Source organism: Hymenobacter sp. BT559 (genome assembly GCF_016427535.1).
Classification (GTDB): Bacteria; Bacteroidota; Bacteroidia; order Cytophagales; family Hymenobacteraceae; genus Hymenobacter.
This window is the reverse complement of the sequence record NZ_JAELXV010000001.1, coordinates 394,606-414,273: the sequence shown is the minus strand read 5'-3', so window position 1 is coordinate 414,273 and position 19,668 is coordinate 394,606. Positions and strand designations below refer to the sequence as shown.

The following is a 19,668-nucleotide window of genomic DNA, read 5'->3' as shown; positions in this document are numbered from 1 at the left end:
TCATAGAGGGTGGCAGTGTAGTTGAGGCGGCAGCTCAGAAGCCAACTGATAGCGTACCCCAATGATACTGCAGGCACCCCGCTACTTCGAGCTTACCCTGCGGCACTGCTTGTCGGCACCCTTACGCACTAGCTAATCCCAATTCTTCAACATACTGACCATCAGGGCTATCACCCTGCCAGCCCCCCTAGGGGCAACGGCGTGGGGTGAGGCGCGGGCACCGAGCCATCGGGCCGCGCCCAAGGGCGCAGGGGCTCTAGCGGTAGCTCGAGCAGGCGCCCCACTGTTTGGCCGGCAGGGTCGGGGTAGGCAGGCACACCAATGGTAATGGCTTGCTGCGGCACGTCGAAGCGCCGGGTACGGTGCAAGAAGTCCCACAGCATGAGCACGACGCCGAAATTGCTATCCGTTTCGCGCTGCACCACAGAGTGGTGAATGCCGTGCAGGCGCGGCGTCATCAGCCAGGGGGCCAGTCGGCGTTCTAGGGCAATGGGCAGGCGCCAGTTGGCGTGCTGAAAGGCCGTGAATGCTTCGAACACTGCCTCGTACCCCAGGGCCGTGGCAGGGCGCACACCCAGCAGCGCGGGCAGCCCCGCCCGGTACGGAATGCTGGCCAGCATTTCGCCAAAGTGGAAGCGCCACGCCGTCGTGAGGTCCATGTCGAGGTCGCTGTGGTGCACCCGGTGCAGCCGCCATAGCGCGGGCGAGTGCAATAGCCGGTGCCAGGTATACGCCAGGTAATCAAGCACCAGCACTTCCAACACCAGGCGCGGCACTTGGGGCAAGCGCGCCAGTAGCTGTGCCATGCGCCTAGGTGCCGCCAGCCGCGCCAGGCCCACCATAGCGGGCAGCAAGGTCAGGCGCATGGCCGGCAGCGAGGGGGCGGCCAGCAGTACATTGCGCCGCCAGCGCTCGGGGCGCGGGCGGGTGCGGCGGCGCAGCGGGCGCGTGGTTTCGAGCAGCAGCAGGCCCACGGCCAGGGCGGCCAGGGCCGGGCCCGCCCAGCGGTCGAAACGCTTGAGCAGCGGGTGGTTGACGGGGAAGATATTCACGGCGGGGCTAGTAGAAATCAGCAGCTTGAAGTTGCGCGGACTTTGTAGTCCGCTAGTGGTTGCGCGCTTACGCATGCGGACTACAAAGTCCACGCTTAGCCCTAGCAATACCCCCTAGGACGTCCGCTGGTTGTCAATCGCTAGTACTTTCGGGCCGGCAATGCGCCCCAGTGGCACGGCCTTTTCAATACAGCCCTTGGTTAGCATCATCATTCCTACCTACAACGAAGCGGCAAGCATCGGCGAGCTACTGCATTACCTGCAAATAGCCGCCGGCAGTGCGCCCGCGCCCGAACTGCTGGTGATAGACGGCGGCAGCACCGATGCCACCGTGGCCGTGGCCCAGCAAGCCGGTGCCACGGTGCACCGCAGCCCACGCAAGGGCCGCGCCGCCCAGCTCAACTACGGCGCCACGCAGGCACGGGGCGAGGTACTGTACTTCTTGCACGCCGACTCGTACCCGCCGTCCGGCTTTCTGGCCGACCTAGGGCAAGCCTTGGCGCAGGGCAACGACAGTGGCTGCTACCGGCTGGCCTTTGACAATGGGCACTGGTTTTTGCGGTTCAGCGCCTGGTGCACGCGCTTACCCTTTACGTTCCTGCGCTTCGGCGACCAAAGCCTATTTGTGCGCCGCGAGCTATTTGCCGACCTAGGCGGCTATCGCGAAGACTTGCAAGTAATGGAAGACCAAGAAATTGTGCAGCGCTTGCGGGCGCGGGCGCCCTTCGTGGTGCTGCCGCGGGCCGTTACGACCTCGGCCCGCAAGTACCTGGCCAATGGCGTGCTGCGGCTGCAAGGCATTTTTACGCTCATCGTGCTGCTGTACTGGGCCGGCGTGTCGCAAGACAACTTGGTGCGGCTGTACCGGCGCCTTATCCGACAGGGCAAGCTGTAGCTAAGCTTAATTAATTGCTACTTAACTTAATGCCCTTCTTTGACTGTCATGCTGATGCAGGAAGCATCTTGTCAGGTTAGGTCCTTGCGTGATAAGATGCTTCCTGCGTCAGCATGACAAAACGAAGTGTATATGAACAGTACAAGTAGCGCCTCGACCTAGAACAAATGTTGGAACACCTACTCATCTTCGCCCGCGAACCCATACTCGGCCGGGTAAAAACCCGCTTGGCGGCCGATATCGGCCCCGAGGCAGCACTGGCCACCTATCGCGAACTCTTAGCTGTAACGGCGGCGGCTGTGCGGGCGGCCCAGGTGCCAGCCACCGTGTGGCTGGCCGAAGCACCGGCTACCACGGCCCTAGGTCTCCCCGCCAGCGCCGCCCGCCCCGAATGGCCCGGCCTGCCCTGGCGGGTGCAACCCCCCGCGGGCTTGCTCGGCGAGCGCATGGCCCACGCCTTTGCTGAGGCATTTGCGTCCGGCGCGGGGCACGTGGTCATCATTGGCACCGATTGCCCGGGCCTCACGGCCGACCTGCTACGACAAGCTTTCGCGCAACTAGCCACCCACGACTTAGTAGTAGGCCCGGCCACCGATGGCGGCTACTATCTACTAGGAGTGAATGAGCTACACGCTAGCTTATTCGCTAACAAGCAGTGGAGTACTGACACCGTGCTAGCGACCACTTTAGCCGACGCTGAGCACCTAGGGCTGCGCGTGGCCCAACTGCCAACCCTGGCCGACGTAGACTCGGGCGCTGACCTGGCCGCGTGGCGGGCAGGGCGCTAGCAGCAGTCCCCGCCATCGTAGAAGTACGTGGAGGGCGACACGAACACGTCGTCGCGACCTAGGGCCAGCAGGGCGGCGGCCGTTTTGTCGCACACGGCCAGGGGCTGGTTTTGCAGCAGCACGTGGCCCTTGTGGTCGTCGAAGTACTCGTCTTGGCCGTAGTAAATGGCGGTGCGGCCCGTGAAAATACACGGTCCATCGGCCGGCATGGGGTCTTTGATGGCGCACACTTCCACGCTCTCGATAAAAATCAGCTCGTCGGTGGCGTAGTGCTGGGGCGAGAGCACGCGGTAGGCCCGCCGGGCCCGCACTTCCACGGTGCCGAAGCCTACCTCAGTTATCATGTCTAGGTACTCTTGCAGCGGCAGCGAGCCGGTGAGGCACAGAGCCCGCAGGCGTTCATCGGCGCGCAGCTCGTCGCTCATGGGCTGCTCGCAGGTGGGGTCCGACATCACGAGGCGGCCGTGGGGGCGCAGCACGCGGTAGGTTTCTTGCAGGGCTTGCCGCAGGTCGTCGGCCTTGAAGATGTTGAACAGGCAGTTTTGGGCGGCTACGTCCACGCTTTCGTCGGCCACGGGCAGGTGGAGGGCGTCGCCGGCCCGCAGGTCGATAAAGTCGGAACTAAACCAGTCGTTTTGGCGCGCGGCTTCCAGCATGTTTTCACGCGAGGCGACGAGCATTTCTGATACTACATCCACGCCAATCACGGCGCCCGGCCGGCGGCTGAAGTAGCTGAATTGCAGCAGCTCCATGCCGCCGCCCACGCCTACGTAGAGCACGGTGGGGCTGTTGGTGAGGTCGCGCGGGTTCACGGTACTGCCGCAGCCGTAGTTCATAGCCAGCATCCGCTGCGGGATGCGTAGGCCCGGCAGCTGCCACACGGGGTTGGTGGTGCAGCACAGGCCCACTTGCGGCTCTTGGGCGGCTTGGCGGTACAAGTCGGCGGTGGTGGCGAGATAGCTCATGGGTAGGCAGTTCGAGGTTTTGGGCTGGAATGACGGGGCACTGGTCAACCAGCCCGGCGCCCCCGTTGTTATCTTGCCTAGCAGTAGCCACCTAAGCGGTTGGCGTTCCCCTACCCTCTCATTTTCTTTTCCCTGACTCTCGCATGGACTCGTATTACAACCCCGCCGACCTCAAAAAATTTGGCAACATCGCCGAGTTTCAGAAGGAATTTGCTGATAAATTCTTCGCCTACTACGGCGCCGTTTTCGCCGAAGGCGCCCTCACCGCCCGCGAAAAATCACTTATTGCCCTGGCCGTATCGCACGCCGTGCAGTGCCCTTACTGCATCGACGCCTACACCAATGACACCCTCGAAAAAGGCTGCTCGGAACCCGAAATGATGGAAGCCGTGCACGTGGCCGCTGCTATCCGCGGCGGCGCCACGCTGGTACACGGCGTGCAGATGATGAATAAAGTAAAAGAACTGTCGATGTAAGGCTTGTTGTTCGTGTTTGGTCGTGCAGCGCTGCACGACCAAACACGAACAACAAATACCACCCTATGAAATCACTCAAAGCCACTGGCCACGAGCTGGCCGATTCTGCCTTTCAGCTCACGGTGCTGAGCCGCGAGGCGGCGGCCACGGCGCACCTGCCGCGGTTTCATCAGCAGCTGGCGGGCGTGGGGCTGCTGCCGCTGCGGCCAGTGGCGCCGGCCGTGCTCCAACTCAACGTGGGCAAGATGTGCAACCAGGTGTGCCGCCATTGCCACGTCGATGCCGGCCCCGACCGCAAGGAAATCATGACCCGCGAAACGATGCAGCAGTGCCTCGACGCGCTGGCCCGCACCGATATCCAGACCGTGGACCTCACCGGCGGCGCCCCCGAGATGAACCCCGACTTCCGCTGGCTGGTGGAGGAAATCACGAACCTAGGACGCAAGGTGCTGGTGCGCTGCAACCTAACTATCATCGTGGCCAATAAGAAGTACCACGACCTGCCCGAGTTTTTCCGGCAGCACGGCGTGGAAGTGGTGAGTTCGCTGCCCTTTTACAGTGCCGATAAAACCGACCGGCAGCGCGGCGCGGGCGTGTTCGCCGACTCTATCCGGGCCCTGCACATGCTCAATGCGGTGGGCTATGGGCAGCCCGGCAGCGGCTTGGTGCTGAACCTGGTGTATAACCCCAGCGGGGCTTTTTTGCCGGGCGCGCAGCTCGGGCTAGAGCAGCAGTTTAAGCGGGCGCTGCTCAAAGACCACGGCATTGTCTTCAACAACTTATTCGCTATCACCAACCTACCCGTGAGCCGCTACCTCGACTACCTCATCGAGTCGAACAACTACGCGGGCTACATGGAGAAACTCGTGACAGCCTTTAACCCCGCCGCTGCTGCCGGCGTGATGTGCCGCAGCACCCTTTCCGTAAGCTGGGACGGCGGCCTCTACGACTGCGATTTCAACCAAATGCTCGACCTAGGGGTGGCCAGCCCCGTGCAGCACATCCGCGATTTCGACGCTGCCGCACTGGCCGAGCGCGCCATCGTCATCAACGAGCACTGCTACGGCTGCACGGCCGGCAGCGGCTCCAGCTGCGGCGGCACTACGGTGTAAAATAGTCAAAAGAAAGAACGCCTGTCATGCTGAGCTTGCGAAGCATCTTATCACGTCAGAGGCCGTAATCCAACGTGATAAGATGCTTCGCAAGCTCAGCATGACAGCCGGTTTTCGGTTGCTTATAAACGCGCTCAGTTCAGCCCGACCTTCCCTTTCATCGACTCAAATAGCTTAGGCGAATCGAAGCCTACGCCGTGCTTGAATACTATTTCCATTTGGCGCAGCTGACGGATGTCCTTTTCGGGGTCGCCGTTTATCAGCACCAAGTCGGCCTGCTTGCCGGGCTCGATGGTACCGATTTCACGGTCGCGCCCTAGGTACTTAGCGCCGTTGAGGGTGCAGATTTTGATGGCTTGCAGTGGCGTAAAACCGCCTTCCACGAGCAGCTCAATTTCGCGGCGGTTGGCGTAGCCCGCGATGGTGCGGCCCGCGCCGGTGGGATCGGTGCCGGCCACGAGCAGGCCGCCCGCATCGTAAAACTGCTTTTCCCAGGCCTGCTCTTTCTTGAACAGTGCCACGCTGGCCGTGTCCTTGCCCTGGTTGCTTTTCCAAGTGGCAGTTTCGCGCTCTTGCAGCTGCGGCACCAGCGCGTCGAGGCCACCACCTAGAACCACCTCGCGGCCGGTGTAGGGCTCAAACACGGGCAGCGTAGAGGTGAGCGCCACGTTCTTGCTAATCAAGAGCTTGATGAGGTCGGCCATGGCGGGGCTACCGAGGGGCAGGCGCTGCAAGGCCTGGCGAGCGGCGGGGTAGTCGCAAGCATCAGCGGCCTTGCCGGTCACGAAGTCGGAGCTGGCCATGAAGCCATGCTCTAGGTTGTCGATGCCGGTTTCGGCGGCCTCGCGGTAGGTGATGGCGCAGAGATGGCCGGTCACTTTGAGGTGGCGCTGGTGAGCCTCCTGCACCACGGCGGCCAGGTCGGCGCGGGTAGCGTGCATGTACATCTTGAACGACGTACAGCCCCGGTCGGCCCAAAACTTGGTCGAAGCAGCCGCATCGGCGGGGCCTTTGATAGTGTTCAGGGCCGGAATATCCATGCCGGGCTCCTCCATGTAGGGCGCTGTCACGTCCATGTCGGGGCCGATGAATTTGCCCTCGCCGATGAGGCGCTGAATCGCCAAATCGGTCTGCGGCTCGATACTGCCGGCCGTGCGGATGGTGGTAGCCCCACCCGCCAGATAAAGCCTCGGGAACGAGTACGGCATCTGGGCAATGTTGAAGAGCCCACCCGCCGGCATGGTGTAGTAGAGGTGCTCGTGCAGCATCACCAGCCCCGGAATCAGCGTTTTGCCAGCGCAATTAATGACCTCGGCACCGGCTGGCACCTTCACTTTTTTGGCGGCGCCTACCTGCTCGATGCGGCCATTGCGCAGCAGCACGGTCTGGTGCAGCAGCGCGGGCCGGCCGGTGCCGTCGATGACTTTGGCATCGGTGAGCGCCACCACCGGCGCATTCACCTTGATGTATTCCTTGACCTGCGGCGTGAACTGTGGCGGGGCTTTGGGGCTAGCCGTTGGCTGCGCCTGGGCGGGCACGGCTGCCAAGAACAGTAGAGGCAGGAGTAGCGACTTTTTCATAAGCGAGCAGTGGGATGGGTGTGTAATATCCGACTTAAAGCGTTTTCGGGGCGGTATACCGTAGCGCGGACTTTCAGTCCGCGAGTGAAATAAGACCCTCAACCCGCGGACTAAAAGTCCACGCTACCGTCTGGCTTACGCCAGCCCAAAAACTGTTGCGCGCTGATTTTTAACAACCTAGGCCACCCAAAAAACGTCTGTCAGGCTTATGCCTACTTATCACATTGGCTGCTCTGGCTACCACTACCGGCACTGGCGCGGCGTTTTCTATCCCGATAAGCTGCCCATGCGGCGTTGGTTTGAGTTTTATAGCCAGCACTTTCGCACGCTGGAGCTGAACGTCACATTCTACCGCTTTCCGCAGCTTTCTTTTCTCGAAAATTGGTACGCCCAGGCGCCCGCTGACTTCCAGTTTGCGGTGAAGGCGCCCAAGCTCATCACGCACTACAAGCAATTTCACGGCGTGGGCCAGCTGCTCGGCGACTTCTACGACACCACTGGCCGGGGCCTGCTCGAAAAGCTGGGGCCGGTGCTGTTTCAGCTGCCGCCACGCATGGCGTATGAGCCTGACCGGCTCACGCGCATCCTCGACTGCCTCGACCCCAGCTTTATCAATGTGCTTGAATTTAGACACCCTAGCTGGTGGCGCGAGGAGGTGTACCACGAGTTGCGGCAGCGCGGCGTGGTCTTTTGCGGCCAAAGCCATCCGCTGCTGCCCGATGCCGTGGTGGCCACCGCGCCCACGCTCTACTACCGCTTCCATGGCGTGCCCGACCTCTACGCCTCGCCCTACTCTAGCGAGGCCCTAGGACGCTACGCGGCCGCAGTGGCCGCCGCACCCGGCGTGGAGCAGGCGTATTTGTATTTCAATAATGATATCGGCGGCTCGGCCATCGGCAACGCGCAAGAAATGCGCGGCCTGCTGTAGCTTGGGCGTTGTAGTCCGAGCACGAGCGTAACTCGCCTCCTGCGCCTAGGTATGCTAGTGGAAGCTGTGCTAATGTGAATGCTCGCTGCGCTCGCACTACAACGTCCAAGCTATACCCTTACCTATGCTCGACCTTATTATTGATGCTCGGCCGGCGGCCTTGGCGCCGGGGTTTGCCGTGAAGCGCATCCTCCCCTACCGCCTGCGCCGGATGCTGGGGCCATTCATTTTTATGGACCACGCTGGGCCAGTGCAAGTGGCGCCGGGGCAGTTGCCGAACCTGGATGTACTGCCGCACCCGCACATTGGCCTAAGCACGGTGAGCTACTTATTCGGCGGGCAAGTGACGCACCGCGATAGCCTAGGCGTCGAGCAAATCATCCGGCCGGGCGAGGTAAACTGGATGACCGCCGGCAGCGGCATCGCCCATTCCGAGCGCTTCGAGGACCCCGCCACCCTGGCCGGCGGCGCTCTTGAAATGATACAAACCTGGGTAGCCCTACCCGAAGCCGACGAAGAGCAAGCGCCCGCTTTTACCAACTACCAGCCCAGCGAGCTACCCATTTTCACCGATACCGGCGTGTGGATGCGCCTGATCGCCGGCGATGCGTTCGGCCTAAAAAACGACGTCAAGACACACTCGCCTCTGTTCTACCTACACGTGGTGCTGCAAGCGGGCGCCCGCTTTGGGCTGCCGCGCGGCTACCCCGAGCGCGGCGCCTACGTGGCTAAAGGCAGTGTAGAAGTAAATGGCCGCGTGTACACGCCCGGCCAGCTCCTAGTATTCACGCCGGGCCTCGACCCGGTGCTGATAGCCCGCGAGCCCAGCACGCTCATGCTGCTGGGCGGCGAGCCCCTAGGTGAGCGTTTCATCTGGTGGAATTTTGTGTCGTCGCGCCGCGAGCGCATCGAGCAGGCTAAGGCCGACTGGCAAGCCGGCCGCATCTTGTTGCCACCCAACGATAATCACGAGTTTGTACCCCTACCCAGCGACCGCACCCGCGCTGCGGGCACTGGGTCGCCCCCGCCGCAAGCTTTGTCGTAATTAGAAAACGACGTAAGCGTTTTTTATTTCTTTTCGCTACTAGCGAGTGGTTTTATAACTCTCCTAAGCAAATGAAATATCCTTCTGCAACAGCTATGAGACTAGCACTAGCTGCTCAGCTGTCAACAAAATAGCGAAACAGGTATGCCTAGCTACAGTTGCGCGACAAGGTCTATTAGACTCTTTTTCACACTTGGCAGCCGCGTACACACCCGCGGGTCCATAATATTACCTCCAAAGCTATTTTTTTTGTCCGATGCTGTTTGGGCTAACTGCATTAACTGCGTCTTCAATTCTTTGGGTTGATAAACCGCCAACGTTTGGACCGCTATTACCTTCACAAAATCGCCGGTATGTTTATCAGCCAGTAACTTAAGAAGTTGCTGCTTAGCTTCGGGAGTGGGCGTAGCAGTGAGCACCCGCACTGCTGACAATTGTGCATGAAAATTAGTAGTATCGTGCAAGAAGGGTAATACTGCCTCGTATTGCGTAGCCAAACCCAGGTGATAAGTGGTTTCAAGCGCTACGTGCTGTGCAAAAAATGTTGGCATTCCTGCCTTATCTATTCGAGCAGGTGGCTGCGTCAACTGCTTGGCCACAAACATATTAATATACTCTTTATTATACGATTGGCCATGGTAGTGCTGAAAAACAGCTGTCATGGTAGGCTCATATATAGCTCGCGGTACTAATGCCTGGTGGTAGCTATGACGATAAGTGGCAGCTACCTGTCCTTGCTGCACCACAGCAAAGCCAGTAGTAGGTGTTGCCAATGCATACGTACCAGTTGGCCGCTTTTGCAAAAAGAAATAGCAAGAGTCGGCGCCCTTCACATAAAATTCGGGGTTCTCGCCAGCCGACCGACTACAGAGGTCCAAGCTATAAAAGCTTGTTATCTGGATAATTCCTGTTATTGGCTCGCCTGCTAATGAGTTAAGCACATCAATAGTAATTCCCTTTTGGGCGTCAACAGCCGTAACACGTGCTAGCACGAAACAGTCAGCTTTTTTTACCACAGCTTCGTGCCAGGGTTCGTCCCAAGTGGTAGCCTGTGCCAGCTGGCTAGTGGCGAGCAGCAATACAAACAAGAACGCTACTAAACGCATATAAACATGCTGACTAGTAAATGAGACAGGCTTGGTCTACTAACCTGCCCACTGTTTTATGAAGACCTAAAGGTATTAATAAAAACAACCCTTACCTGAATAGGTAAAGGTTGTTTAAGAATTAGAACTAGTTTCTAAGTCAGCGACTTGATTTAGTTAAACTGGCTACTGATTTGGATGTTGTAGCGCTCACGCGCCACACTTTGTTGCCGGCGTCGTCGGTCACGAGCAGGGCGCCATCGGGCATGGTGACTACACCTACGGGGCGGCCGTGGGCTTTGTCAGAGTCGCCGCCAACCAGGAAGCCGGTGAGGAAGGGCTCGGGTTTGCCGCTGGGCTTTCCATCTTGGAAGGGCACGAAGGCCACCTGATAGCCCGAGTACTGCGAGCGATTCCAGGAGCCGTGCTCGCCCACGAAGGCACCGTTTTGGTACTTGGCGGGGAAGGCTTTTTTATCGTAGAAAGTGAGACCTAGGGTCGCCACGTGCGGGCCCATAGGCACATCGGGCACAATGGCTTTTTGCACTAGGTCGGGGCGCTCGCCCTTGCGGCGGGGGTCCTCATTTTGGCCGAAGTACGAGTAGGGCCAGCCGTAGAAGCCGCCCTCTTTCACGCTCGTGATGTAGTCGGGCACTAGCTCGTCGCCTAGCTCGTCGCGCTCATTCACGGCTGCCCACAGCGTGCTGGTGCCGGGGTAGTAGGCCAAGCCGATGGGATTGCGTAGGCCGCTGGCAAACACCTTCTCGCCCGAGCCATCCGGGTTAATTTCGAGGATGTTAGCGCGGCGCTTTTCGTTTTCGGCCCCGTGCTCTTGCACGTTCGAGCCCGAGCCTACGGTCACGAGTATCTTCTTGCCGTCTTTGCTAGCCAGCAGGTTACGGGTCCAGTGGTTGTTGTAGCCGCCCTCGGGCAGGTCCATGATTTTCTGGCCGGTGGCCGTCATCTTGGTTTGGCCTGGCTGATAAGGATATTTCAGCACGCCGTTGGTGTTGGCCACGTAAAACGCGTTGTCCATCACCAGCATGCCAAAGGGTTGGTCGAGGTCGGTCAGAAACACGGAGCGCAGGTCGGGCTTGCCGTCGCCGTTGGTGTCGCGAAAAAGCGTGATGCGGTTGGCACTGGTACGCTGTAGCGAGCGCGACTTGTCGAGGTTCAGCGTGGCGGCCACTTGCTTTTTGGCCCCCTTGGGCAGCGTAGCGGCCTCCGACACAAACACGTCGCCATTAGGCGCCACGTAGGCCCAGCGCGGACTCTGGAGCTCACCCGCAAATTCCGTAACTGTGAAGCCCGCCGGGGCAGTGGGGGTTTTGCCGGCCGGCCAGTCGATGATATCGACGCGCTTAGTCACCGATTTGGTGTCGTAAGGCTCCGGCAGATGCACCGTTTCGGCTTTGGGCGTGGTAATAGTTTGGGCCGGGTTATCGGCCTGGGCTTGCTGCTTTTCTTCTTTGCTGGGGCCGCTGCTGCACGCGGCAAGCAGAACTAGGGCCGGCAGCAAATGGGCATATTTAGGAGTCATAGTAAGCGCGACAATAATGAGGAGCAGATGAAAAATCTACTCGCAAGAGTTGCGCTTTTTACTAGCCTGCGCCGTATTAGTTGCGTTCCGAGCGCATTATTACTCATTCTTTTACCACCTTGGCCGTGCCCACGGTGGCACCGCTTTCGTGCTGCACCTTAAGCAGGTAGATGCCCGGCGCCAGGCCACCTAGGCGCAGGCTGATGGTAGTGGTGCCACTGGCTTGCGCCATTACCTGCCCCGTGGCGCTGTAGAGCACTCCTATGCATCGCCCGGCTGGCAAGCCGCTCACCGTGGCTTGGTCGCGGGAGGGGGTGGGTGCCACCACTAGCGGGGCACCGCTGCAACTGGCCAGCGCCACCACCGGGCTAAAGGCTGCCGCGCCGCCAATATCCAGCATTCGTAGCCGGAAATAGCGAAGCTCCACGCGCCGGCCCACCCGAAACGAGTAGCTGGCGCCCGCCGCCCGGTTGCGGCTAGGCACGGTGCTCAGGCGCTCGTAGGCCTGGCCATCGCTAGAGCCCTGCACCTCGTAAGCGTAGCTATTGTGCTCGGTGGCGGTTTGCCAGGCCAGGGTGGCGGTGCAATCGTCAGGGGCCACGCGCCCGCTAAAGCTCGTGAGCGTGACCGGCAGCGGCGCCGCACAAACCAGCGGCTGCAAAAACGCAGCCGCCTCGTTGATAATCTGCGTATATTCGGGGTCGGTGACGGGGCTGCTGTGGCTGCCGTTTGCCACCGGATGCAGCTGATTGAGGATGCCCGCGGCCGTAGCCACCGGTTGCAGCGCACCACTGCCACAAATAGTGAACTGCGTGGGCTGGATGGTGCCGCAGTTATAAGGCACTACGTCGTCGGTAGTGCCTTGGGCGCTGTAGAGTGGCGGGTTGCCGGCACTCAGCAGCCCTAGGTCGTTGACGCCGCCCGCCAGGTTCACGACCCCCACCAGGCCTTTTGAAGTGTAAGCACCCAGCAACGGCGTGCCAGGTAGGTCGGTATTGCCCTCTAGGCCGCCGTAGGTGGCATATGCCGCGTTCACGGCCGCATTGCTGTTTTCGGTATCAGTATCGGTATAAGCTACTTGCAACGCCGTGATGGCCCCGGCCGAGTAGCCACCCACGAAGATGCGCGCAGGGTCGATGTGGTACGCATTCGCCCCGGCCGCGTCGTACTTGAAGTAGCGCACGGCGGCCCGCATGTCGTTGGTGGCTCGTACTACTTCATCTGCTAGGTTATTAGCATAAATAGCGGCATTGGCGGCCAAGGTCGGGCCATCCAACTGCATAAGCCGGTAGTCGATGGCGGCGGCCACGTAGCCCTTACGCGCAAAGCGCCGACAGATGCTTACCACCTCTGCATCGGTGCGGCTACCAGTAACAAAAGCCCCACCGAATGCAAAAAGCAGGAGCGGGCGTTGCACGGCCCCATCGCCCGCCGGCTGATACACGTCGAGGAGCAGGTCTTTGGGAGGGCCTTCGGTATTGGTGGTGTAACTGCGAACAGTGTTGCGGCCGAACAGTACGCCGGACGTGGTTTGAATGTCTGCGTCCGTAAAAATATCCTCAACGTAACGGCCGTTGCCGCAGGCTGCGGCGGCATTCTGGCCGTGGGCCGAACATACGAGGCCAAACAGGCACACCCACAAACAAACTATTTTTTGCATAAGCTAGCAACGTAAAGTAGACTGCAGCCAGCCAAATTATCAGATAGCGGGAACTGTCAACGCTCGGACGCCGCATTTATTTCAGCCCAAGCTCCGGCCTCTTTCCACTACAAACAAAGCGGCCCGCACCTAGGGCGCGGGCCGCTTACATTAGCTACCTAAGTAGTTACCAGGCTAATAACCAGGGTTCTGCGTCAGCTTGCCGCCGCTGAGCGTAATCTGATTGAGCGGCAGTGGCATCAGCTCGTTTTTATTGGCCACGAAACCTTTGCTGGCCAATACGGTAGCCGCACGGCCCTGGCGCACAAGGTCAAAGAACCGGTCGCCATATTCTAGGGCCAGCTCTACGCGGCGCTCTTTCCAGATGGCCTGGCGCAGGTCGGCCTGCGAAATGGAGCTAGGTAGCGTGCTCAGCCCGGCGCGGGTGCGCACGCGGTTCACAGCGGCCAGGGCCTTAGCAGTCTGGCCTAGCTCGTTGGCTGCCTCGGCATTGAGGAGCAGCGCCTCGCCAAAACGAAACACCCGAATGTTCTGGTCACGGCCGTAACCGCAAGTTTTGGGCGCCGAGTTGGGCACGTAGGCCTTCATGTTATAGCGCGGGTTCGACGAGTTGGCCGCAATCACGTCGCCATCGGGCGTAGTGGTACCGCGCTCCAAAATGGTACCTAGGCGGCGCTGGTCGCCGGGCTCAAAGGCATTGGCCAGGTCGGCAGTGGGATTGAAGAAGCCCCAGCCAAACTGCGGGCGCACCATCTGGCACTCCGCCCACTGCGAATTAGACGCGTCGCAGTTGCCGGCCAGCGTGGTGCACTGCACCTCAAAAATCGACTCGCTATTGTTCTCGCCCCGGATGCGGAACATGTCGTAGAAATTGCTCGCCAGCGAGTACCCTAGGCCCAGCACTTGGTCGGAAGCGGCCAGCGAGGCCGCGTAGTTCTTCTGGTACAGCTGCGCCTTGGCCAGCAGCGTGAGGGCGGCGCCCTTGGTGGCGCGGCCTACGTCGGAGGCGCCGTAGGCGGCGGGCAGCACCGCGGCGGCATCCGTCGCGTCGGCGATGATGGCCGTGTACACCTCATCGCGGGTGGCGCGGCTGGGGTTCAGTTCCTCGGCGGTTTCGGCTACTTTCAGCAGCAGCGGCACACCACCGTAGGCCCGTACCAAGTTGAAGTAAGCCAGCGCCCGCAGAAACTTCGCCTCGCCTACGTAGCGGCCGCGCAGGGTGGCATCCATGTTAATGCCCGGCACGTTCTGAATGACCTGGTTGCAGAGGTTAATCTGCTGATACTGGCCATCCCAATAGCCGCCCACCGGCCCCGAGGTAGGCGTGAGGCGGAAGAAGGTGAACTCGTTCAAAAACTCAGCGTCGCCGGCCACGCTACCTTTCTCGGCATCATCCGACGTTAGCGTGGTAACAGCCAGCCAGTTGAATGCCGACAGGTTCCACTCGCGCAGCTTGCCGTAGGGCGCGTTTACGGCGGCCGTGGCATCGGCCTGGGTCTGGAAAAACTGCTGGCTGGTGGGCTGGCCCTGGGGCGCCACATCCAGAAACTTGCCGCACGACGACGTGAGGCCCACGGCCAGCGCCGCGGCTACCGTGCCCGTGCGCCAAAAGCGACGGGGTGTAAATAGGTTATTCTTCATGGTAGGATGACGCTAATAACTTAGAAACCAATATTTACCCCTAGGTTGTACGTAGCAACAAGCGGGTACACGTTCAGGTCGATGCCCGCGTTGGTGGGCGCGCCGCCGACCTCGGGTGAGAAGCCCTTGTACTTGGTCAGCGTGAGTGGGTTCTGGGTGTTGGCGTAGATACGTAAGGTTTGCACCTTCAGATTGTTAGCTACTGCCTTCGGGATGTTAAAGCCAATCTGCACGTTGCGCAGGCGGATGTAGTCGCCCTTCTCGATGTAGTACGAGCTCACGTCGAGGTTACGGCCCGTCAGGTTGGCCGAAGGCGTGCTGTTGGAAGTGCCCGCACCGCGCCAGCGGTTGTCGTAAAAGTCTTTGGTGTAGTTCTCGTTGCCGTAGCGCACTTCGCGCAAGCCATTGAGCAGCTCCACGCCGCCTACGCCTTGAATATCAATCTGCAAGTCGATAAACTTGTAGCGGAAGGTGGTGTTGAGGCCGTAGGTAAAACGCGGGTTGGGGTTACCTAGGCGCACAAAGTCGCGTTGGTCGATGTTGCCATCGCCGTTTTGGTCTACGTAGCGCAGGTCGCCGGCCGCGGCGCCGGGCTGGGCCGAGCCCGTGATTTCTTGGGCGGTCTGGAATACGCCGGCCACCTGGTAGCCGTAGAAAGCGCCGATGGGGTCGCCGATGCGGGTTTGGGTGGCTTGGTAGCCAGCCACCGGCAGGTTGCCGGCAAACAGCGGCGCACCGCTGGCAGTGCTCAGGGTCTTGTTCTGGTTGTAAGCGCCCGTCAGGCCAATGTTATACGAGAAGTCGCCAGCCGCTTGCGAATCCCAGCGCAGGGCTACTTCTACGCCCTGGTTCTGGAAGCTGGCGTTGTTGGCAAAGAAGCCGCTGCTGTTGGCAAAGCCCGACGAGCTGATAACCGGTATCGGAAACACCGCATCGATGGTGCGGCGGTTGTAGTAGTCTACTTCGGCCGAGAGGCGATTGTTAAAGAAGCGCATTTCCAGGCCAGCGTCGGCCTCGCGCACGTTTTCCCAGCGCAGCGACGGCGGCACTTGGGTATCGATGCTGGCGCCCGTATTGGGAATATTAGACGGGGTACCAAAGAAAGCCGTGTAGCCAGGCAGGTAAGACGCCCGCAGTACCGATATGTTGTTGTTTACCTGGTTATTCCCCAAGATGCCGTAGCTAGCCCGGAACTTCAGGAAATTGAAGACTGAGCCATCTTTCATGAAGTTTTCGTCGGAGATTACCCAGCCTAGGCCCACCGAGGGGAAGTTGCCGTAGCGGTCCGAGAACTTGCTGCTGCCGTCGCGCCGGAAGCTGGCCGTGAGCAGGTAGCGCTCCTTATAGGCGTAGTTGACGCGCGCAAACAGTGAGAACAGCGTGTACAGGTCGGCCGGGTTGGTAAGGTTGGCCGTGCCCACGGTGCCTAGGTTGAAGTAGTAGCTGTCGCTGCCCGTGGCCTGCACCCCGTTAATGGAGCCGATTTGCTGCTCGCTGCGGTAGCGGAAGGCCGTGGAGCCCACCAGCGCCGTGAGGTGGTGGTCGGTGCCAAACGAGCGGTCGTAGGTCAGCGTGTTCTCCCACTGCGGCTGGCTGAAGTACGTCTCCCCTTTAGTAAGGATGTTGCCCCGGTATACCTGCACCGTCGTCAGCGAGTCGGCCTTCTGGTAGTTGTAGAAGCGGCTAGTGGTGTAGTTGACCCCTAGGCTGGTGCGCGCCGTGAAGTACTTGGCAAAGTTGATGGACAAGAACGCGCTGCTCACCAGCGTCTGGCCCTGCGAGCGCTGCACAAAGTAGTCGAGCTGGCCCCTAGGGTTGGAGAAGGTGCCCAGGCCCGAGCCGATGAGGTTGGGGTCGCCGTAGCGCCCGCTAGCCAGGAAGGGCTGCAACACCGGCGGCGCCACGTAGGCGTTATAAAAGATGTTGCCGCCGTTGCTGTAGTTGGGGTAGATGCTCGACGCCAGGCCCGGCGCGTCGTGCGCGCTGGCGCTGGTGAAGGCGGCCGTGTAGCCCGCCTTAATATGGTCGGTGATGGTGAAGTCGGTTTGCAAGCGCGCCGTGATGCGCTCGTAGTCATTGCCCTGCACCAGGCCATTTTGCTTAAAGTATGAGCCGCTGAGCGTGTACGATACCTTGTCGTTGCCGCCGCTCAGGCTGAGCTGGTGGTTTTGGGTGGCGGCCACCCGCGTCACTTCCTTAAACCAGTCGGTCGAGGGCAAGTTGGTGGGCAGAGCCGCACTGCCGGTCAGGCCGTTCTTCTCATTGTAGAGTGTGGCGTACTCGGCGGCGTTGGCCATTTTCACGGTGTTGGTAGCCGTTTGCACACCGCCGTAGCCGTTGTAGTTGACGTGGGTGCCGCCCGCCTGGCCGCGCTTGGTAGTCACCAGCACCACGCCATTGGCCGCCTGCACACCGTAGATGCTGGCGCTGGCCGCATCCTTCAACACCTCTATCGAGGCAATATCATTCTGGTTCAGGAAGCTGAGGTCGGCACCCTGCGGCAGCATCGTGCCATCGACCACGTAAAGCGGGCTCACGCCCACCAGCGAGCCCACACCGCGGATGCGAATCTGGGGGGCGGCGCCCGGCTGGCCCGAGTTGGTAATCTGCACGCCCGACACCTTGCCTTGCAGCGAGCTCACCGGGTTTTGCGACGCCTGGTTTACCAGCTCCTCGCCCTTTACGGAGGCGATGGCACCGGTTACTTCGCGCTTGCTCTGGGTGCCGTAGCCTACCACCACTACGTCGTTGAGGCTCTGCGACTGCGGCGCGGCAAACTTGACGTCGATGCTCGTGCGGCCGTTCAGGGTGATTTCTTGGGCCGGGTAGCCCACAAACGAAAACACCAGTGTCGAGCCCGCGGGCGCGTTGATGGAGTATTGGCCATCGACGTTGGTAGCCGTACCGATGGCGGTGCCTTTCACTACCACGTTGGCGCCGGGCAGGGCCTCGCCTTTCTCGTCGAGCACGCGGCCCGTGATGGGGGTACCCGTTTGGGTGGGAGCCTGCTGCCAGCGTAGCGCGGCGGCCTGGCCCGGAGTGGCCGCGCCAGGCCACAACCCAAATGCTAAGCCTAGGGCGGCCAGCGTGGCCGGCGCCTTGTACTGCCCCCGTAAGAGTAGAATTTTCATAAGGTAAAAGGGTGGGGTAAAGAAAAAGTGGTAAAAACCGCGTGGGGCGGGGCCGCTGGGCAGCGGCTAAACTCAGTACGAAGCCCAGTTTAGGATGGCTAGCTGGGCAACATCTGAATCAAAAACAGCGCAACTAACCCTATCGAACAAGCGCCTAAGTCTGAGAAGCTTCTAGAATCCTGTACGATTGACGTCCTATTTCACCATGCTAAATTAATACTAGCAAGCAGAACACCCTCCTAAACATACTATACTGACTAATAAGCCTTTGATGAAGAACGCAATCGATTTAGTTGCAAGTACCTAATATTAAATAATATCTGGTTAACATTGGAGTATACTTAGCTCATGATAAAATAAATTAAAATTACCTTCGCTGCTTCACCCCTCTTTTCCCGCCCATGAAGACCGCGCTCCTACTACTTGGTAGCTGCCTATTTTCGGCCTCTTTGGTAGCCGCGCAGCCCACCAAGCGCCCGGCCCCTACCCCAAAGCCGGCGCCCGCCAAGTTTGACCCGCGCCAGCGCCCCCGCAACCTCTCCGACGAGCAACTGCTCGACCAGGTGCAGCGCCAAACCTTCCGGTACTTCTGGGACTTTGGGCACCCCGTATCGGGCATGGCCCGCGAGCGCAGCAACCGCTCGTATGACTACGGCGACGAGGTAGTGACCACCGGCGGCACGGGCTTCGGCATCATGGCCATCATCGTGGCGGCCGAGCGCAAGTGGATAACCCGCGAGCAGGCGGCAGCCCGCATCAGCAAGATTGTCAATTTCTTGTGGAAGTCTGATATGTACCACGGCGCGTTTCCGCACTGGCTCAATGGCGAAACGGGCCATACCATCCGCTTCAGCCCTAAGGATGATGGGGCCGATATTGTGGAAACGTCTTTCCTCTACGAAGGGCTACTGTGCGCCCGGCAGTACTTCACCAAAAACACGCCCGACGAGCAGAATGTGCGCAACAAAATCCTGTGGATGTGGGAGGGCGTGGAGTGGAACTGGTTTACGCAGGGCGGCCAAAACGTGCTGTACTGGCACTGGAGCCCCAACAACGGCTGGAGCATGAACCACCAGATTCACGGCTGGAACGAGTGCCTCATCACCTACGTGCTGGCCGCTTCGTCGCCTAGGTATGCCATCGACAAGGCCGTGTACGACCAAGGCTGGGCCACCGGTCCAGAGTACAAAAACGGCAAGGCGTACTATAACACGACCTTGCCCCTGGGGCCCAACCTAGGCGGGCCACTCTTCTTCTCGCACTACTCATTTATGGGCCTCGACCCGCACGGGCTGAAGGACCAGTACGCCGACTACTGGCAACAAAACCAGGCGCATACGCGCATCAACTACGCCTACTGCGTGGCCAATCCCAAGCAGCAAAAAGGCTACGGCCCTGACTGCTGGGGCCTCACGGCCAGCGACAGCTGGCAGGGCTACGCCGCCCACTCGCCCATCGAGGACTTAGGCGTGATTTCGCCCACCGCCGCGCTCTCGGCCTACCCCTACGCCCCGGCCGAATCACTGCTGGCCATGAAGCACTTCTACAACGACCTAGGCGATAAAATCTGGGGCCAGTATGGCTTCGTGGATGGCTTCAGTGAGCAGCACGACTGGTACGCCAAATCGTACTTGGCCATCGACCAGGGCCCGATAGTGGTGATGATAGAAAACCAGCGTTCGGGCCTGCTCTGGAAGCTGTTTATGAGTAGCCCAGAGGTGCAAAAGGGTTTGAAGAAGCTGGGCTTCGAAAGCCCGTATCTAAAGTAGC

15 protein-coding genes are annotated in these 19,668 nt (G+C 60.2%); 7 read left to right on the top strand and 8 right to left on the bottom strand.

What is annotated here, in order from left to right:
• Positions 1-170: 170 nt before the first annotated feature.
• On the bottom strand, positions 171-1,127 hold the full coding sequence (locus JAO77_RS01740) for a sterol desaturase family protein (RefSeq protein WP_198988551.1): 957 nt from the start codon (positions 1,125-1,127) through the stop codon (positions 171-173).
• 85 nt (positions 1,128-1,212) lie between these two features.
• On the opposite strand from JAO77_RS01740, the gene JAO77_RS01735 reads away from it, so the two are divergent.
• On the top strand, positions 1,213-1,947 hold the full coding sequence (locus tag JAO77_RS01735) for a TIGR04283 family arsenosugar biosynthesis glycosyltransferase (RefSeq protein WP_198988550.1): 735 nt from the start codon (positions 1,213-1,215) through the stop codon (positions 1,945-1,947).
• Between the two features lie 167 nt (positions 1,948-2,114).
• Positions 2,115-2,735: a TIGR04282 family arsenosugar biosynthesis glycosyltransferase gene (locus JAO77_RS01730; protein ID WP_198988549.1), complete on the top strand. Its 621-nt coding sequence runs from the start codon at positions 2,115-2,117 to the stop codon at positions 2,733-2,735.
• Here JAO77_RS01730 and arsM read toward each other — a convergent pair.
• Positions 2,732-3,700 (bottom strand): arsenosugar biosynthesis arsenite methyltransferase ArsM, encoded by a 969-nt coding sequence (gene arsM / locus JAO77_RS01725; RefSeq protein WP_198988548.1) that lies wholly within the window; start codon positions 3,698-3,700, stop codon positions 2,732-2,734. The two genes, JAO77_RS01730 and arsM, sit on opposite strands and share 4 nt — an antisense overlap.
• A 143-nt stretch (positions 3,701-3,843) precedes the next feature.
• Here arsM and JAO77_RS01720 point away from each other — a divergent pair, with 143 nt between their 5' ends.
• The gene (locus JAO77_RS01720; RefSeq protein ID WP_144851707.1) at positions 3,844-4,176 is read left to right on the top strand and encodes an arsenosugar biosynthesis-associated peroxidase-like protein; all 333 of its coding nucleotides are present in this window, start codon (positions 3,844-3,846) and stop codon (positions 4,174-4,176) included.
• Between the two features lie 65 nt (positions 4,177-4,241).
• The gene (gene arsS, locus JAO77_RS01715) at positions 4,242-5,288 is read left to right on the top strand and encodes an arsenosugar biosynthesis radical SAM (seleno)protein ArsS (RefSeq protein WP_198988547.1); all 1,047 of its coding nucleotides are present in this window, start codon (positions 4,242-4,244) and stop codon (positions 5,286-5,288) included.
• A gap of 134 nt (positions 5,289-5,422) precedes the next feature.
• Here the strand turns inward: arsS and JAO77_RS01710 are convergent, their stop codons facing one another.
• Positions 5,423-6,868 carry an amidohydrolase family protein gene (locus JAO77_RS01710; protein WP_198988546.1) on the bottom strand — a complete coding sequence of 482 codons (1,446 nt, stop codon included), beginning with the start codon at positions 6,866-6,868 and terminating at the stop codon, positions 5,423-5,425.
• Positions 6,869-7,076: 208 nt separating this feature from the next.
• Between JAO77_RS01710 and JAO77_RS01705 the strand changes: the two genes are divergently transcribed.
• Positions 7,077-7,796 (top strand): DUF72 domain-containing protein, encoded by a 720-nt coding sequence (locus JAO77_RS01705; protein WP_198988545.1) that lies wholly within the window; start codon positions 7,077-7,079, stop codon positions 7,794-7,796.
• A gap of 124 nt (positions 7,797-7,920) precedes the next feature.
• Complete coding sequence (locus JAO77_RS01700) at positions 7,921-8,841, top strand: pirin family protein (protein WP_198988544.1); 921 nt, start codon at positions 7,921-7,923, stop codon at positions 8,839-8,841.
• A 152-nt stretch (positions 8,842-8,993) separates the two neighbouring features.
• Here JAO77_RS01700 and JAO77_RS01695 read toward each other — a convergent pair whose 3' ends face one another.
• The 5 genes from JAO77_RS01695 to JAO77_RS01675 all read right to left on the bottom strand — a co-directional run bounded on the left by JAO77_RS01695 (position 8,994) and on the right by JAO77_RS01675 (position 17,898).
• Positions 8,994-9,947 carry a HEAT repeat domain-containing protein gene (locus tag JAO77_RS01695; RefSeq protein ID WP_198988543.1) on the bottom strand — a complete coding sequence of 318 codons (954 nt, stop codon included), beginning with the start codon at positions 9,945-9,947 and terminating at the stop codon, positions 8,994-8,996.
• Positions 9,948-10,086: 139 nt separating this feature from the next.
• Positions 10,087-11,466, bottom strand: a complete 1,380-nt coding sequence (locus JAO77_RS01690) for a PQQ-dependent sugar dehydrogenase (RefSeq protein WP_198988542.1) — start codon at positions 11,464-11,466, stop codon at positions 10,087-10,089.
• A 103-nt stretch (positions 11,467-11,569) separates the two neighbouring features.
• Complete coding sequence (locus JAO77_RS01685; protein WP_198988541.1) at positions 11,570-13,126, bottom strand: alpha/beta hydrolase fold domain-containing protein; 1,557 nt, start codon at positions 13,124-13,126, stop codon at positions 11,570-11,572.
• 174 nt (positions 13,127-13,300) lie between these two features.
• Positions 13,301-14,767, bottom strand: a complete 1,467-nt coding sequence (locus JAO77_RS01680) for a RagB/SusD family nutrient uptake outer membrane protein (RefSeq protein ID WP_198988540.1) — start codon at positions 14,765-14,767, stop codon at positions 13,301-13,303.
• Between the two features lie 20 nt (positions 14,768-14,787).
• Positions 14,788-17,898, bottom strand: a complete 3,111-nt coding sequence (locus JAO77_RS01675; protein ID WP_198988539.1) for a SusC/RagA family TonB-linked outer membrane protein — start codon at positions 17,896-17,898, stop codon at positions 14,788-14,790.
• Between the two features lie 401 nt (positions 17,899-18,299).
• Here JAO77_RS01675 and JAO77_RS01670 point away from each other — a divergent pair, with 401 nt between their 5' ends.
• Positions 18,300-19,667, top strand: coding sequence for a glucoamylase family protein (locus tag JAO77_RS01670; RefSeq protein WP_198988538.1), 1,368 nt, complete (start codon positions 18,300-18,302; stop codon positions 19,665-19,667).
• The last annotated feature ends 1 nt before the right edge of the window (position 19,668 follow it).